Consider the following 16,271-nt stretch of genomic DNA (forward strand, 5'->3'; position numbering starts at 1 on the left):
AATTTTTTACTGCAATGAACAGTTACCCGCTATTTTATCACAAAGAACATTATACTTGTCACCACTGTGCCCTCTGACCCAAGTGATTGTCACGGAACGTTGCTGTGTAACCTTATAGTACTCCTTCCACAAGTCTGCATTGGGAATGAATCTGCTATCCCAGTCCAGGGCTTTGATTTTACGAAGTTTTTTTGGTTTTGCCACCTGAACTAATGAATTGGCATCTGTTCTGATCTCTACCGTTGCTTTGCACCGTACATCTATCAGTCGAAGTGCTGAAATGATAGCATATAGCTCAGCCCGATTTGAATCACCAATTTCCTTGGCTATGCCGCCAACGTAGAACTCTGCTCCTGTCACGCCGTCTATAATAACTGCCGCATATCCTGCCCTCTCACCCTTATGGCATGAGGCATCAGTATAGATTACCAATCTATGGTTAGTATTAATCCTACAAAATACCCAGGGGTTTGCTTCCTGAGCCACCTGATGCAACATATTTCTTAACTGCCATTTTCTGTATATTATCAAAAAGATAGTCGGGATATATTGGCTGATCCAGCCTTTTAGCCTATCTCTCAATGGCTCTATTATTGTACCATCAGCTTCCTGATCACCTCCACTTTGCAGCCATTCCCTTGCTCCCTCTTCCGTATAGAATACTTTTCCCTCGCTATTCCTATACCCTTGCAGCTGTGCTTGATAATCATCCAAATTGCGGTAAATGCCAGGCTGCTTTCCTTTCTTCACCGCATAATACGTTTTTTCTTTTGGAAATGCCTCAGGATCCTCCAACCACATCTCAGCCTCCGTATATGATTGGAACCCTTTGGTAAGAACTACCCCTTTTCTCTTGGAAGCATACTTGAATTCTATCAGTTTTCTATATATCTTTCCTTGGCCGTTCTGATACAGCACCGCATAAAATTTCTTTGCCATATTATTTCCTTAACGTTCAGTTGACAGTTCCTGCTCACTATTCCCTGACCGCAGGTACTCCTTGTATTCTGCTGCCATATGATAAAATGTGCCCCTTTTTATTCCTGTGGCCTTCATGAAATCCCTGGCTGTGATTTCTCCAACCTGCCATTTTTCATAAAGATCCGTCCAGTTCTCAGGATACCTGATTTTACGTCGGCCCAGTCGTTTGGATTTCTCTGCCCTAAGCTCTACCAGTTTATTCTTAGGTTTAGAATATACCTCCATCAGCAGCTGGAGAAAAAGGTGATTTGTTTCCAAGTCAAGTTTTGTCATCATCACCGGATAGTCCAGTACTAGGAGGACTACTCTGGTTTCCAGCAATTTTCTCAAGGCGGCAGGTATATACTCTTTGCCAGGACAAATACTTTCTAAAGACTTAACCAGAAGAACCGCAGAATCATTGCCAACCTCTGTAAGCAAATTATTATACACCAGGAAGTCCCGGGTAGCTTCCTGGTGTACCTTTACTTCCATGACTTCAAGGTCTATTTCCTCTAAAGCACTTTGGAAAAGATTCATTTCCTCATCTTCATGTCTGTATATGTGTACGCAATAAGTAATAGTTAATTCCCCCTGAACCATTTATGAAGTTTTGCCAGCCAGCCGTTGTCCTGCTGGAAGTCTATACCTGCATATTTGACAATAGCAGAAAGTTTTATAGGCAAGGTGGAGCCTACACAGGTACGGGCCGTATCCACCGGCAGCTCATTTTTCAATGACTCAATATCCTTAGGACTTAGATTAGCCTTGCTCAAATCCATCAGCAGCAAATCTTTTTCCTTATTAACCGTAAAAACCTCCGGCGCTATAGCATAAGCCTGACGTATGATATTGACCGCTTTGTCTGCCTTGATAGCTTCTCCCATGAAATCCTGCCACAAGTATACCCTAAGTTCTGGCGGGAGTGCTATTTCCAGTTCGTTGAATATCTCCATCAAAGTCTCAGATGACAGCTTGAAAACATCCGGCCTGAGGTCAGAACTATCCGTGCCCTCATTTTTGATGTTATCTATTAAGTGCTCCACCTTTGGCATCATGTAAGCTAAATACTTCCTGTACAGCGAGGTTCCCATTCTCTTCTGGAGGCTGTGCAATGAGCTGTCCTTCTGTATGGCTGCATCATCGGAGAGCTGGTTCCTGATGTTGAAAACTATCACCCGCTTGGCCACATCAGCTTCCACTTTCTCTGATTCATTGGATGTCAGAATATAGCAGCCATGATTGATCACTCCTGCTCTCAGAAGAGTATCCTCATTCTTCACTATGTCTTTCAGGTACTTGAGACGATTGTTAGTAACATCATCAATCAGTATAGGACATCCCTTTATCTGAAGCAAATATTCCTCGAAGGATTTAGGTGATATTACACTAGGAGGAAGCTTGGCCAGAGCCTTGCCGAACATCATGCATTGTATAGTCTTGACGATGGAGGACTTGCCCCCGTTCTTCCCACCTCTCAGAATCATGTACATGGGAAACGGACGGCCCACGGAGTTCGCTGGAGCTATTTCCCGATAACAATACCGCAGCGGGGCAATAAAGGGAGCGCTGAACATATATATAAGGATTTTCCAGTAAGTAGTTCTCAGCTCTGCCGTGTCACCGGTAAACTCCTTAGTGCCTTGCATATATTGGAGCAGATTCTCTATATCCTGCCTCACATCATCTTCCTCGGGCTGCAAGTCCATTTCCTTTTCTGCAAAGGCAGCGGTCTTTTTCCTGCAATCTACCAAAAGCTCGGGATTGAGGATGAGTTTTCTGGTCTTCTCGCTATGCTCTTCCTTCATGACCTGCTTCATCCTGGTAACCTTTTTGGGATCAATAGTAATAACATTATCCTTATCCGGAGCAATCCCTGCTTCATTAAGCCTCCTGGCCCACTTCTTTACATCTTCTGTGGTCTGGTAGATATACTCCTGCTCCTCCCTGTTTGCCACATCATGGATGACAATAGCCTCATTATGCTGGATGAGTTTCCTGAACACCGGCAGGTCATCAAGATTCTTGCCATCATTACTGATCTCTTTGGCATCAATGCCTATTTCGTCAGAACTCTCACGACGTATATCTTCAAAAATTCCATAATAGTAATCAAACAGCTTCTTCGAATCAACATAAGTGTAATTTTCCTGCTGGGATCCATCCCAGGCACAGGTCGAAAAGTTGGCCGAAGTAGTAATTACCCTACGTCTGCCGTCACTTGCCTTCAGCAGATAGACCTTGGAATGGGAGCCATTGGTCACATAAAAATGAAAACTTCCGTCCTCCACTCGCTTCTGCAATGCTTCGTTGCGGCTAAAATAGCCAATATCGTACTGTTGCTTGGCAAAAATCTGCGCGGGGAGTGCGTGAATCTGACTGGGACTGCCGATAATTACCTCCCCATGCTTGAAATGCTCCATCACATCCTCAACCTGCTTAACCCCCACAGAATAAGTCATTGCATATAGCTCGTCGAACCCGGAAAACAAGTCCTGCCAGAGCATTTCTTCAATACCCACCAAGTCTGCATGTACCACTGGCAACGCTTCCCTATCAAATAAATCCTGATCTCCGCCGTCAATTACACGAAAGTCTTTCATATTACCTTCCACCTTTCAGACAACGTAATGAATAGTATCAACGGCTGCCGTTTTAGTTGATTATATCAGTATCTAAAAATTAAATCAATAAATAGACACAAAGTAGACAGTATATAATATCCAAAGCATAAACTTAATTAAGTTTACTTGATTTTTAACTTTATACATGTTATTATTCATACATAACTTAGTTAAATTTCAAAAATTTAATTATACAAAACAAGGAGGATGTGCAGAATATGGCTGAACTTACCAACAGAAAGTCCTTCACCACCACCCTCTCCAACGACAACGTGGAGAAGCTGAAGACTCTTTCCGAAAAGAAAGGCGTACCCAAGACCAAGATTCTGGATGATGCAGTGAACACACTATACGAAAAGGAGGAGAGTATGGAACAGGAAGCCAAGAAGCATAAAGGGACCGTCATTTCCGTCTGCAACAACAAAGGCGGCGTAGGCAAGACCACCAGCGTGGCAGCCTTGGCGGACCTGCTGGCCAAGAAAGGCAAAAGCGTCCTCCTCATAGATGCAGATCCCCAAGGAAACCTGTCTAACACCTTCAACTACATGGGACGCGGCCAGAACCAGATTCTGGAGAACTATCTGGGTACCCTCTTGAAAGACCGCATGAAGGCTGTGCAGGAAGATGACCCAGACAAGTGCGTGAAACTTGACTACTTCATCCTGAACTCTTCCGAGTTCCCCCGTATCGACCTCATCTGCTCCGATATCCGTCTGGATGGCACTTACGCAGAACTCAATGCAGGCGGTGTACGCTACTCCTACATCATCGCCGACATCATCGAGGAAGCCAAGGCCATGGACAAATACGACTACATCCTCATTGACAGCCGTCCGGCCATGAACAACGAGGTGGCCATGTTCCTCCTGGGCACTGATTACGTCATCATCCCCGTGGAACCTGCCAAGCATGCCATTCTTGGCGCCAATGCCATGGCCCGCTTTGTCCTCACCACCGCCAAGCAGCGCCCTGGTCTCAAGATTCTCGGTGCTTTCATGACCAAGGTGGTGGACAGGACCAAGTCCTTCCACGATTTCCTGCCCATGGTGCAAAATGGCTGGGACAAGATGCTCTTCGAGACCCGCATCCCCTACAACCAGGATGTAATCAACTCAGAGAACCTCAGTGCTCCCGTGACCTTCCGCAAGCCTGCCTGCAAAGCTTCCAAGGCTTATGTAAAACTCTGTGATGAGGTGGTGACTAGAATTGAGCAGCAATAAGAACGACATGATGGGCATTTCCTTTGTTGACCTGTCCGGAAACACAGAAGACACCTCAAATATGCCCGTAGGAGTCAGCAACCGCTTTGAGGATGAAGAATTCAAGGAAATGACCCGCAAGAGGCTGATGGGACAGCAAGCAGCCTCTGCACCTAAGGAGGAATCCTCTACAGTAGAGAACGCTGAAGAAGCGCGCGAAACCGCCGCCAAGACCGACAAGATCCTCACAGACATTACTGGCAGCACCGGTACTTACGCAATTCTTCCACTCGATTCTCTTGCCCCAACCCCTGAAGCTTGGAATCAGTTTTCCACCATCTCCAATGAAAAGAAAGTGCTCATGGCCGACAGCATCTATCGCAACGGCCTGCAACAGCCCATTGTGGTGCGTGCCCTTGACGAAGAAGGCACCTCCTACCAGATTTTGGCCGGCAACACCCGCAAGAGCATCTACAATGTGCTGTATGAACTCACTGGCGACGAGAAATACCTCTCCATCGAGTGCAAGGTTTACGCCTTCGGACAGCTTACTGATGACCAGGCCAGGGAAATTGCCTCCGACACCAACTATGTCCAGCGAGCCAACCTCACCAGCCGTGACAAAAGCTTTGCCGTACGCACTAAGCTGACTATCCTCAAGAAACGCGGCGAAAAGCAGATCCTTGAAAAGGCCGCAGAGCAGATGGGCATGAAACGCACGGCTGCTTTCAGCTGGAATAAGATGGCCAGCCTGATTCCTCCCCTGTTTGATATGTACGATGAAGGCAAGCTTTCTCTGAAGGCAGCCACCCGCATCGCTGGGTGGAGCCAGGAGGTGCAGGAAGAACTCTACATGGAGTCAGAGCACTTCACAAATGAAATCATCATGGCTATCCCGGCCAAGACACCCTCGGAAATGGTTCTGGAAAAGTTCCACGAGATATACAATGAAAGCCAGAAGGAGCAGGAAGAAGCCCGCAAAATTGGCTCTATTGAGTCCATAGACGAAAATGAGGACGGATATACCATCCACCTCTCCGGAAAGGCTCCAGAGGCGTCTCAGCTTGTTGTGATGTACTTACCAAATCAGAAAGTCACCGCCTTCAGGAAGCAATACCAAGACTATATTATCGAACCAAGCAACTGATCTATGAAAAAAGAACTGGCCCCACACAGGTCAGTTCTTTCACGTCTATGCAATAAAATACTTTTGTGGTGGGTTAATTTGTCGGAAGTAAGCATCACATTATAGGCTAATCAGAGTTCAGTTTAACTTATCAACAGGCTGTGGATAAGTCAGAGCCTTTAATTAAGCCATTCAGCAGACTTATGCACAATCAGTCTGTGTATAAAGCGACAAATTATACCACCAGAAAAAAATAACCGACAAAAATCCCCACCATAAAATATTTTCTGCCTTATTTTCCCCTCAAATGACCGACAAAACATACCACCACAAAGCAATTTTCGACCAAATCCCCCACTACAAAAAATCCAGTCAGTCCTTGTCACAGCTAGCTTCTCAGGAAATTTCCCTGCCGCTTGGAAACTAGATACCGACAAAACATACCACCACAACAGACAAAAACACCCACCACAAGGCAGGATACACCGACAAATTCCCCCACCATAAAGCCTATAAAGCCTCTTAATCCTATGTCATACAAGGAGTTTCGCCTTGTTCCGACAAATAACCCCACCACAATCATTTCTCAGACAAAAGCCCCCACCATAAAACCATATTTAACAAGCTATGAATCCCCTCCATGCCTTGCTACTACTGGGATGGAGCCACTTCCGACAAAACCTCCCACCATAACGTTCCCTATATATATTATTATATGTTTATCATATAAACATAATAATATATAAGCTACTCTTTTTCGGTGGGAAATAGTCATTGCGTTATTCTACCACAAAAGGTATAATAATAATCAAAAATGGTGCCTCAAGAAAGGATTTACATCTATGGCCTCCAAAAAAGGGTTCATCATAACTACACCTCCTGATTATATATACCAAACTCTTGATTTCGATACACCTACCAAGTTTGCCAACGAACTCATGTTTGCCCGGCACTCTATGAAGGAAAACGAATTAAAAATTTGGCTTCTGACTATGGCATCCCTAGCAAAAGAAAACTACATCACAAACGAAGTGATGTACGAATACAACATTTCTCTTCTTGCAGATAAGCTAAATATCAATAAGGACAAAGGCTGGCGTACCATCATACGTGAAGCCATCGATCAGGTATCTGACAAAAGTCTCAAAATTGTCAAACGCTACTCTAATGAAGAAGATAAGCAAAACTGGAGTAAGGTCCCTCTTTACGACGCCGTTGAATATAACGATTTCAATGATACCGTCTCAGTGTCCATAAACCCCAAGATGCTACCGTATTTGCAGGACTTCACAGAAAAATTTACTGAAGTTGATATTACTGAAATGTTAGCTATACGTGGTATCACCCAACTTAAAGTATTCATGGTGGTCAAAGAACTGATAGCCGAGGGTACCTACATCATCAGCATAGAACGCTTCAAGGAACGGCTTAATATGCCTGTCACCTCATATCCAAACTTCCGTGACTTCCAACGAGATGTGCTCAAAAAAGCTGAACAGCAGATTCGCAAAAACACTTCCCTTAAGCAATTCCACTTCTCCCATGATGGCAAAGGACGCAGACCAGCTGTCAACATCTCCATTCATCTTACCGATGTAGAAAGTAAGGTATTGCCTGCTCCTAAGAAGGTTGTCACCCTTGAGGATAAGATTGCCAGCCTCGACGCGGAGCATCTGCACCTCTTTGATGAATATTCATCTTTTGGCATCAAGCCGGAAGCAGCTTGCTACGAACTTATTAATGGCAATGGCCTGGACGTACTGAAAAGCAACTTGGCTTACTATAAGGAGCAGCTAAAAAAGAGAAAGCCGGAGCAGGAGCCTCTTAGTGCAGGTTATCTCATAACTTGTGTGAAAAAGGACTATGCTAAGTCACGGCGCAAGACATGGCTTCGCAAGGCTGAAATGAATGGAAATGCGGAAACCGAAGTGCAGCAGACTGATATCAAACTGGAGGATGTCTATAAAACCTGCAAGAACAACGCCGGTGTACTCATAAAAAAAGGAAACATGAAGAAGCTTCTTGAGCTTTTTGACACGGCTGAAGTCTCCATGGAGAACATGGCCACCAACATGGGGCTGCCCTTTGATTTTGAGGAAGCCCGCATCACCATCCAGAAGCGCGACCTCAGAAACAAGGAAACCATGCTCTTCCGTGAGCACCTGGCTCAGAGGCTTATGTCTGGTTATATTACAATGGACAGCATTATTTAAGCTGATCCAGCACTATAAGGCATAAAATTATTCACCGAGCAAGTACTTTATCTTACTAAAGTATTCGCTCGGCGAATTTTCTCTGTATGCTATTCTAACCGACAAATTTACCCACCATAAACTTTTTATAAAATGTATTCCACAAATTCGCTCAGCGAATACTTTAGTTAATGAAAGTATTCGCTGAGCGAATTTTTTCTACATCAATGGATTATGCTTACAACAGTTTAGCTATCAGATACTGTTTTGCTTTGAACAGGTTAGTATATTTGGTTAAAGTCGCTTAAGATGGAAATTTTCTCTCATTTTTAGTATACTATTACTAACTGTTATGGTAACGGCGAAAACAAAAAATTTGGAGTGAAGGCATATGGCAGACTTTGCACCTGGGATGCGTGTCATTATTCGTGATGAGGAATGGATGATAAAGAAAGCGGAAAAGAACTCTATGGGGGTGTATGCGCTGCACTGCTCAGGGGTGTCTTCTCTGGTCAAGGATAGAAATGCCATATTCATGGCGGATATTGATGAAATCATTCCTGTGGATCCCACCAAAATCAAGCTGGTAGTGGATGAGTCGCCGAAGTATCGCGATACCCTGCTATATCTGGAGAGCCAATGGAGGCAGCGGACTCCCACGGACAATGACATACATGTAGGCAACAAGGCAGCCATGGATACTATGAACTATCAGCTGGAACCGGCTCAGATTGCTTTGAAGCAGTCTCGTCAGCGTATCCTCATAGCAGATGCGGTGGGCCTGGGCAAGACTTTGGAAGCCGGTATCCTTATGAGTGAGCTTATCTTGCGAGGCAAGGGTAAGCGCATACTGGTGGTAACGGGCAAATCCATGATGACCCAGTTCCAGAAGGAAATGTGGAACCGCTTCACCATTCCTTTGGTACGTCTGGATTCCAATAAAATCAGGCAGATTCGTGCAAAGCTGCCTTCAAACTACAACCCGTTCTTCTATTATGACAAGACCATAATCTCCGTGGATACCTTGAAAAACGATGTGGCCTACCGTAAGCACTTGGAAAGTGCCACTTGGGATATTATCGTCATTGATGAGGCACAGAGCGTGGCTACCCGTGGAGAACGGAACTCCCAGCGGTCCAAATTGGCAGAACTGTTAGCCAATCGGTCTGACACAATGATTATGCTCTCGGCTACTCCCCATGACGGTAGGGCCAAGAGTTTTGCTTCTCTCATGAATATGCTTGACCCTACAGCTGTTGCTAACCCGGAGGACTATACTGCCGAGGATATCAAGGGGCTTTTTGTCCGCCGTTTCAAGAAGGACGTCAAGAATCAGATGAGCGGTGTGGTGCTGGAGCGTCATCTGGCAGAGGAGAGCTGCCAGGCTACAGCGGAGGAAGAAGCAGTATACGACATTTTCACTGCCCTCAAGCTGGATATGGATATAGAGAGCAAGCGAGGGAAGGGGCAGCTTTTTAAGACTGCTTTGGAGAAGGCTTTGTTCTCCAGCCCGGCAGCATGTATGAAAACCGTCGAGGTCCGGTTGAAGAAACTGAGGAAGAAGTACGCTGATGATGAAATTAGGGATATCCGCAGCCTGGAAATTCTTTATGGGGCATTGGAGAAAGTAACTGCCAAGAAATTCTCCCGCTACCAAAAGCTCTTGGAGCTGCTGGGCAGCAAAGAGTATAACTGGAATCGTCAGGCTGATGATGACCGTATCGTTATTTTTACCGAGCGTATAGATACTATGGAGTATCTGTATAAGAATTTGTCCTCTGACCTGAAACTGAAAGCAGGAGAAATAGAGAAAATCTCTGGGGCTATGAGTGACGATGAACAACAGCGTATCGTGGAGAACTTTGGCCGGGCCAAGGCCAAGGTGCGTATTTTGGTGGCCTCGGATGTGGCTTCGGAAGGTCTGAACCTTCATTACATGAGCCATCGCATGATTCATTTCGACCTGCCCTGGTCTTTGATGGTGTTCCAGCAGAGGAATGGACGTATAGACCGCTATGGCCAAACCCAGAGACCGGATATTCGCTATCTGGTCACGGAGACTGACAATGAGAAGATCAAGGGCGATATGAGGCTCTTGGAGATCCTCATAGAGAAGCATGAGCAGGCAGAAAAGAACATTGGTGACCCTGCCACTCTTCTGGGCAAATTCGCAGAGGAGGAAGAGGAAGCTGTGGTTGCAGGGGCCATTGAAGATGGGCAAAGTGCCGATGATTTCGGCAAAATGATGGAAGACAACATAGCGGAGTTCAATCCTCTGGATGCTTTGCTTGCGGCTGCCACTGTTCAGCAGGAGGAAAAGCCCAAGGTCAGCGATGAAGAAACCCTGTATAGTGACACGGAATATCTCTTCCAAGCCATGAAGTATTTCAACCAGAATGAGGACCATTCAGTTCAGAAGTTGGAAACGGTCAAGGGCTTGGAGATTGGGCTCAGCGAAGATATGCGGCATCGTCTCTCCGCTACTTTACCCAAGGAAGTAGTGGATGTTTTTAAGGACAAGAGCTATCTGCGTCTGGTCAGTGACAGAGAGTACTGCATGAATGAGGTCAAACGTTGCCAGAAGGAAAAGACCGAACAGATTTACCCGGAGGCACAGTATCTTTGGCCCCTGCATCCCATCTTTGATTGGGTGAATGATAAGGCCAGCCTTATCTTCAACAGGGACGAGGCGCCCTTGGGGGTTATGTCGGATCTTCCTGAAGGAAATATCATCTTCCTGATGAACGGCAGCTTCCCAAATCAGAAATCAACTTCACTGGTGGATGAATGGTTTGGGCTTCGCTATGAAAAAGGAAAGTTTGTGGAGGCTATGCCTTTGAGGGAGGCCCTTTCTTATGGCAAATTGCGTTCCGGCAAGGATCTGCCGAATCCTATAGACAGGGACAACCATTACAGCCAGGAAAAAGAGGTTTGCCAGGCTTTGCTTCCCGATGTTGTGAAAGAGGCTAAAAAATACCTGTCGGGCTTTTATGAGAAGTATCAGGATAAGATGAATCCTAATATTGACGAGGAGCTTAGCAAATTAGCAGGACTTGAAAAAAGGCATAAAGCATATACTCGTATCAGGTATAAATATAGTGAGCGTAAACGCGAAGAGGAAATTAGAAGATTGGATGTCCTATTTGGAGACTTTAATAAATGGGTAGAAGAAACTATGATGATTAAAGACACTCCCTACATTCGTGTGATAGCAGTTTTGACGGCAAGGGGAGGAAAGCAGCGTGGCTAAAGAAATAGATTTGACCGGCATTGACAATGTCAATGAATATTATACAAACCATTATCTGAATACCATCTTTGCCGAAAACATCGACTCCCAGATAAAGGTATACAAAGAAACGGCCAAGGAGGAAGATAGCAAGACGCCTTGGTCTAAGCTGAAGGCCATGGTTCACCACTACTATGCAGCCCATGAGCATTCCAGCCGTGAACGTTTCAGCGGGGAGACGCTGGAGCATATAGGGCGTCTGGCACAATATTATCTGGAGGCTCTGGGCTATCCTGCTTTGCAGCCGGAGACTGTCACGCTGGATGGGGATATTCCTGTGCCTGTGGCCTTGGAGATAAAGAAGGCAAGTGGTGCTCCTTTGTTGTGGGTGCTTTTGTCGGCCAGCCATGACTTATCTGCCAGTGTTATGGCCGGGCATTTTTTTGATGAAAGTTTAGGAGAAATCAGCCTTACGGAAAAGACCAATGAAGAGTTGGTGGGCAAAATCCTCTTTGACCAGCAGGAACCGCCTCGGTGGCTCGTAATCATCGGCTTGAAGGAAATTGTGCTGGTAGACCGCAACAAGTGGGATTACAAGCGAATGCTTTCCTTCGATATGGAAACCATCTTTAGCCGCAAAGATGACAGCACCTGGCAGGCTATGTCCGTGCTTCTTCACCATGATAGTCTTTGCCCTGCAGAGGGAAAGTCTCTGCTGGATGAGCTGGATGAGGAATCAGAGAAGAATGCAGAAGGCGTTTCCGAAGACTTGAAGTATGCCCTAAGGGAGAGCATTGAGCTATTAGGCAATGAAGTTCTCTATGACTTGCGGGTGAACAAGGGCCAGGAAATTAAGATGGATTCCGAGTTTGCCGGGCAGCTGACCCTTGAATGCCTCCGTTATATGTACCGTATGCTCTTTGTGTTCTTTATGGAGTCCCGGGAGGATTTGGGCTATGCTCCCATGAAGGCGGCTTCATATGTCACAGGGTATTCTCTGGAGAGTCTGCGTCAGATTGCCGAGCAGATTTCCATTCAGCCGGATGAGAAGGTGCTGGAGGGTACTTTCGTAGGGGATACCCTGGGGAAACTCTTCGATATCATCTATACTGGCTATCCGGCAACTGAAGAGGGACAGAATAAATGGCTCAATCTTAATAGTCACCGGGATGATTTCCTGCTGCCACCTCTCAAGGCACATATCTTTGACCCGGAACGCACGAAGATGGTGCATGAGGCCAAGCTGCGTAACAGGGTCATGCTCCGCATCATCAACCTTATGAGCCTTACCCGTGACACAGGCAAAAAGAATGCCCGTCGGGGGCGTATTTCCTATGCCAATTTGGGCATCAACCAGATGGGGGCCGTGTACGAGGCCCTGCTTTCCTATCGTGGTTTCATTGCGGATACTGACCTCTATGAGGTGAAAAGAGCCAAGGACAAGTTCAATGAGCTTGATGTGGGCTACTTCGTCAAGGCTGAGGAGCTGGACAATTACACGGAAGATGAACGTGCCCGCTATGAGACCGGGGATAAAAAGGGCCAGCTGAGGGTATATGAAAAGGGAACCTTTATCTATCGTTTGGCCGGACGTGAGCGTGAGAAGTCTGCCTCCTACTATACGCCGGAGGTGCTGACCAAGTGTCTGGTGAAATATGCCCTGAAGGAACTGCTGGTGGATAAGTCGGCTGATGAAATCCTGAAGCTGACGGTGTGCGAGCCTGCCATGGGCAGTGCGGCCTTCCTGAATGAAGCCATCAATCAACTGGCGGAAGCCTATTTGCAGGCACGGCAGAAAGAACTGGTAGAGCAGGGAGAAAAGCCCATCGCCTATGATGAGCGGAAAAAGGAACTGCAAAAAATCAAGATGTTTATCGCTGACCGCAATGTGTACGGCGTTGACTTGAATCCCACCGCTGTAGAACTGGCAGAGGTGTCCCTGTGGCTGAATACCATTCATGAGGGTGGCCTTGTGCCTTGGTTCGGTACTCAGCTGGTAAATGGCAACTCCCTTATTGGAGCAAGGCGGGAGTGCTACCATGTGGATGCCCTCAAGGCTACCGCCAAGGGTACCCGCTGGCATGAGAACGCTCCGGAGCGAGTGAAACTCACGGAGAGGAGAGGCCCAAAGTCGCAGGTCTATCACTTCCTCACCGGCGACCCGGGCATGGCAAACTATACGGATAAAGTCATCAAGGACTTGGAGCCGGAGAACATCAAGAAAATCAAAACATGGCAGAAGGGATTCACGAAGCCCTATGACGGTGATGACATCAAGGTCATGCTGCATCTGTCCCAGAAGATAGATGACTTGTGGGAGCAGCAGGTGGAGCTGCGGAAGGAGATAGAGACAGAGACAAGGGATAATCTCTCTATCTACGGTCACAAGGATGACACGGTGGACAGTCACACCTCCATCCGCAGAAAGGACGAAATCTACCGCAAAGGCTATAAGTCCGAGGAACAGAAGAACGCCGGGCCTTATGCACGGCTTCGATTTGCCATGGATTATTGGTGTGCTCTTTGGTTTTGGCCTATCGAGAAAGCCGATATGCTGCCTACCCGTGACGAGTTCTTGGCAGAGATGGGCTTTATTATCGAGGGTGTGGTGAATACAAACAGCAATATTGCTGCTATGACCGACGAAAACTATCAGATATCCTTGTTCAACCATGAGATGAGCAAGCAGATGAATCTCTTTGACAGTCAAAGGGAAGAAGCCCAGGATGCCATGATGGAGAAGATACGGAAGTTCTATCCCCAGGGCACTGTTGTGGACTTGGAGCAGTTGATTACCCTGTTCCCCCGGCTGGCTCTGGTGAAGGAGATAGCTAAGAGCAACAAGTTCCTTCATTGGGAGCTGGAGTTTGCGGATATTTTCAAGGAACGTGAGGGCTTCGACCTGATGGTGGGAAATCCCCCTTGGATTAAGATAGAGTGGAACGAGCAGAGCCTGCTGTCTGATGCTAACCCCATGTTCGCTGTGAAGAAGCTGTCGGCTACGGAGACAACGAAGCAGCGAGCGGCAGCCTTGACGGATGCTGAAGCAAGGAGAATGTATCTGGCGGAGTATGTCGAGCAGTCGGGGTTGCAGAACTTCTTGAATGCTGTGGAAAATTATCCTCTGCTTAAAGGTCAGCAGACTAACCTTTATAAGTGCTTCTTGCCTTTGGCATGGAATTTGTGTCGGGATAAGGGCTTTAGCGGTTTTGTGCATCCGGAGGGAGTCTATGACGACCCCAAAGGTGGTGCACTTCGGGAAAAATTGTATCAGCGAATACGCAAACATTTTATGTTTGCGAATGAGCTGAAATTTTTCCACGAAGTGCACCACCATACTACGTTCTCTGTGAACGTGTATGGTGGTCCACGCAAAGCGATAAACTTCGACACTATCTCGAACCTTTATGCCGTGTCTACTCTGGACGAGTGTTACGAAGGGGACGCAAGTCTGCCTGTGCCGGGGATTAAGACGAAGGATAATAAATGGGAGACGAAAGGTCACCCAGACAGGATAATTAAGGTTCATAAAGAGGAACTAGTTACATTTGCAAAGTTACTTGATGCTAGCGATAAGTGGCAAAGTGCAAGGTTGCCAGTGCTTCATTCTAAACAGTTAGTGGATGTGTTGGAATTATTCAGCAGACAGGATAAAACGCTTGGTGACTATAAGGATGATGTTTTTTTTACAGAAATGTGGCATGAAACCAATGCACAAACCAATGGCACTATAGTAAGGAAAGTGAGCTTTCCAGAAAATAATTGGGGGATGATATATTCGGGGCCACATATAAATGTTGGTAATCCTATTTTTAAGTCTTCTCGTAGAATATGTGAGTTAAACAGTGATTACGATGTTGTTGACTTAACGAATATAAAGGAAAATTATAGACAAAGAATAAATTATATACCTGCTTGTGATATGGATGAATATAAGAATAGAATTCCCAAAACACCATGGGGGAGTTTGGCAAATAGTTTTTATCGTATTACGATTAGGGAGTTGTTTAATCAAGGTGGAGAACGAACTTTTATAAATGCAATAACTCCTCCCGAGTGCGGAAACATAAATTTAGCATTCAGTGTTAGCTTTAATAATTCACGATTACTGGAAGAATGTTCTTCGTTATGGATTTCATTAGTATATGATTTTTATTACAAAGTTACTGGAACGGGTAGAGTAAATAACAGCAATTTATACCCACTGCCATGTGTTAATGTCAACGAAAGTCAAATATGCAGAACGATGTTGTTACAGTGCTTAAATCAATCATATAAAGAACTTTGGCAGAAGTGTTGGCGTGACAGTTACGCCGCAGACACTTGGGCAAAATCTGACCCTCGTCTGCGTCCCGAGCGGTTCACCACCCTTACCGACAAGTGGACTTGGGATACTCCTCTGCGTACCGACTACGAACGACGTCAGGCTCTGGTAGAGCTGGATGTTCTTACGGCTATGGCCCTTGGGATGACCCTTGACCAGCTCAAGACAATCTACCGCATCCAGTTCCCCGTACTCCAATCCTATGAAGCAGATACTTGGTATGATGCCAATGGCCGCATTGCCTTTACCATCAACCGCAGCCTAATCGGCGTAGGCGTTGATCGCCCCACCTGGGAAAATACCCTCCAGCAGCTGAAGCCCGGTGAAACCTACTGCAAGACCTACACCGACGACACCCAGCCCGGCGGCCCCGTAGAACGCACCATCGAATATGTAGCCCCCTTCGACAGATGCGACAGGGAGGAAGATTACGAGACGGTGTGGAAATTCTTTAGCGAGAAGTATGGGAAATAATAACGCTTATTGGTCTCTGGACATTTTGCCCTAAGTTGTTTATAATGGTGTTATATCAAAAAGGATTACCTTTTGTATGGGCACCGTTGCTGACGGTGCCCTAGTTTTATATATCTATTTGTTTTTAGTATGATGTTGGAGGC

At 46.1% G+C, this 16,271-nt stretch carries 8 protein-coding genes; 5 read left to right on the forward strand and 3 right to left on the reverse strand.

What is annotated here, in order from left to right; translation table 11 throughout:
• Positions 1-6 precede the first annotated feature (6 nt).
• The 3 genes from P159_RS0105150 to P159_RS0105160 are packed head-to-tail and all read right to left on the reverse strand — an operon-like array spanning position 7 to position 3,563.
• Positions 7-939 carry a ribonuclease H family protein gene (locus tag P159_RS0105150; RefSeq protein ID WP_029542092.1) on the reverse strand — a complete coding sequence of 311 codons (933 nt, stop codon included), beginning with the start codon at positions 937-939 and terminating at the stop codon, positions 7-9.
• 9 nt (positions 940-948) lie between these two features.
• Positions 949-1,563, reverse strand: coding sequence for a hypothetical protein (locus P159_RS0105155; RefSeq protein WP_029542094.1), 615 nt, complete (start codon positions 1,561-1,563; stop codon positions 949-951).
• Positions 1,545-3,563: a hypothetical protein gene (locus P159_RS0105160; RefSeq protein WP_029542096.1), complete on the reverse strand. Its 2,019-nt coding sequence runs from the start codon at positions 3,561-3,563 to the stop codon at positions 1,545-1,547. Before P159_RS0105160 ends, P159_RS0105155 begins: the two co-directional genes overlap by 19 nt.
• Before the next feature lie 239 nt (positions 3,564-3,802).
• Between P159_RS0105160 and P159_RS0105165 the strand changes: the two genes are divergently transcribed.
• From P159_RS0105165 to P159_RS0105185, 5 genes are all read left to right on the forward strand, one after another.
• Positions 3,803-4,804, forward strand: a complete 1,002-nt coding sequence (locus tag P159_RS0105165) for an AAA family ATPase (RefSeq protein WP_029542098.1) — start codon at positions 3,803-3,805, stop codon at positions 4,802-4,804.
• Positions 4,791-5,930, forward strand: a complete 1,140-nt coding sequence (locus tag P159_RS0105170) for a ParB N-terminal domain-containing protein (RefSeq protein WP_029542100.1) — start codon at positions 4,791-4,793, stop codon at positions 5,928-5,930. Before P159_RS0105165 ends, P159_RS0105170 begins: the two co-directional genes overlap by 14 nt.
• Before the next feature lie 821 nt (positions 5,931-6,751).
• Positions 6,752-8,122 carry a replication initiation protein gene (locus P159_RS0105175; protein ID WP_029542102.1) on the forward strand — a complete coding sequence of 457 codons (1,371 nt, stop codon included), beginning with the start codon at positions 6,752-6,754 and terminating at the stop codon, positions 8,120-8,122.
• 370 nt (positions 8,123-8,492) lie between these two features.
• Positions 8,493-11,351, forward strand: coding sequence for a DEAD/DEAH box helicase (locus P159_RS0105180; protein ID WP_029542104.1), 2,859 nt, complete (start codon positions 8,493-8,495; stop codon positions 11,349-11,351).
• On the forward strand, positions 11,344-16,128 hold the full coding sequence (locus P159_RS0105185; protein ID WP_221174057.1) for an N-6 DNA methylase: 4,785 nt from the start codon (positions 11,344-11,346) through the stop codon (positions 16,126-16,128). Before P159_RS0105180 ends, P159_RS0105185 begins: the two co-directional genes overlap by 8 nt.
• Positions 16,129-16,271 lie beyond the last annotated feature (143 nt).

The sequence above is a fragment of the Selenomonas sp. AB3002 genome (genome assembly GCF_000702545.1).
Lineage (GTDB): Bacteria > Bacillota > Negativicutes > Selenomonadales > Selenomonadaceae > Selenomonas_B > Selenomonas_B ruminantium_A.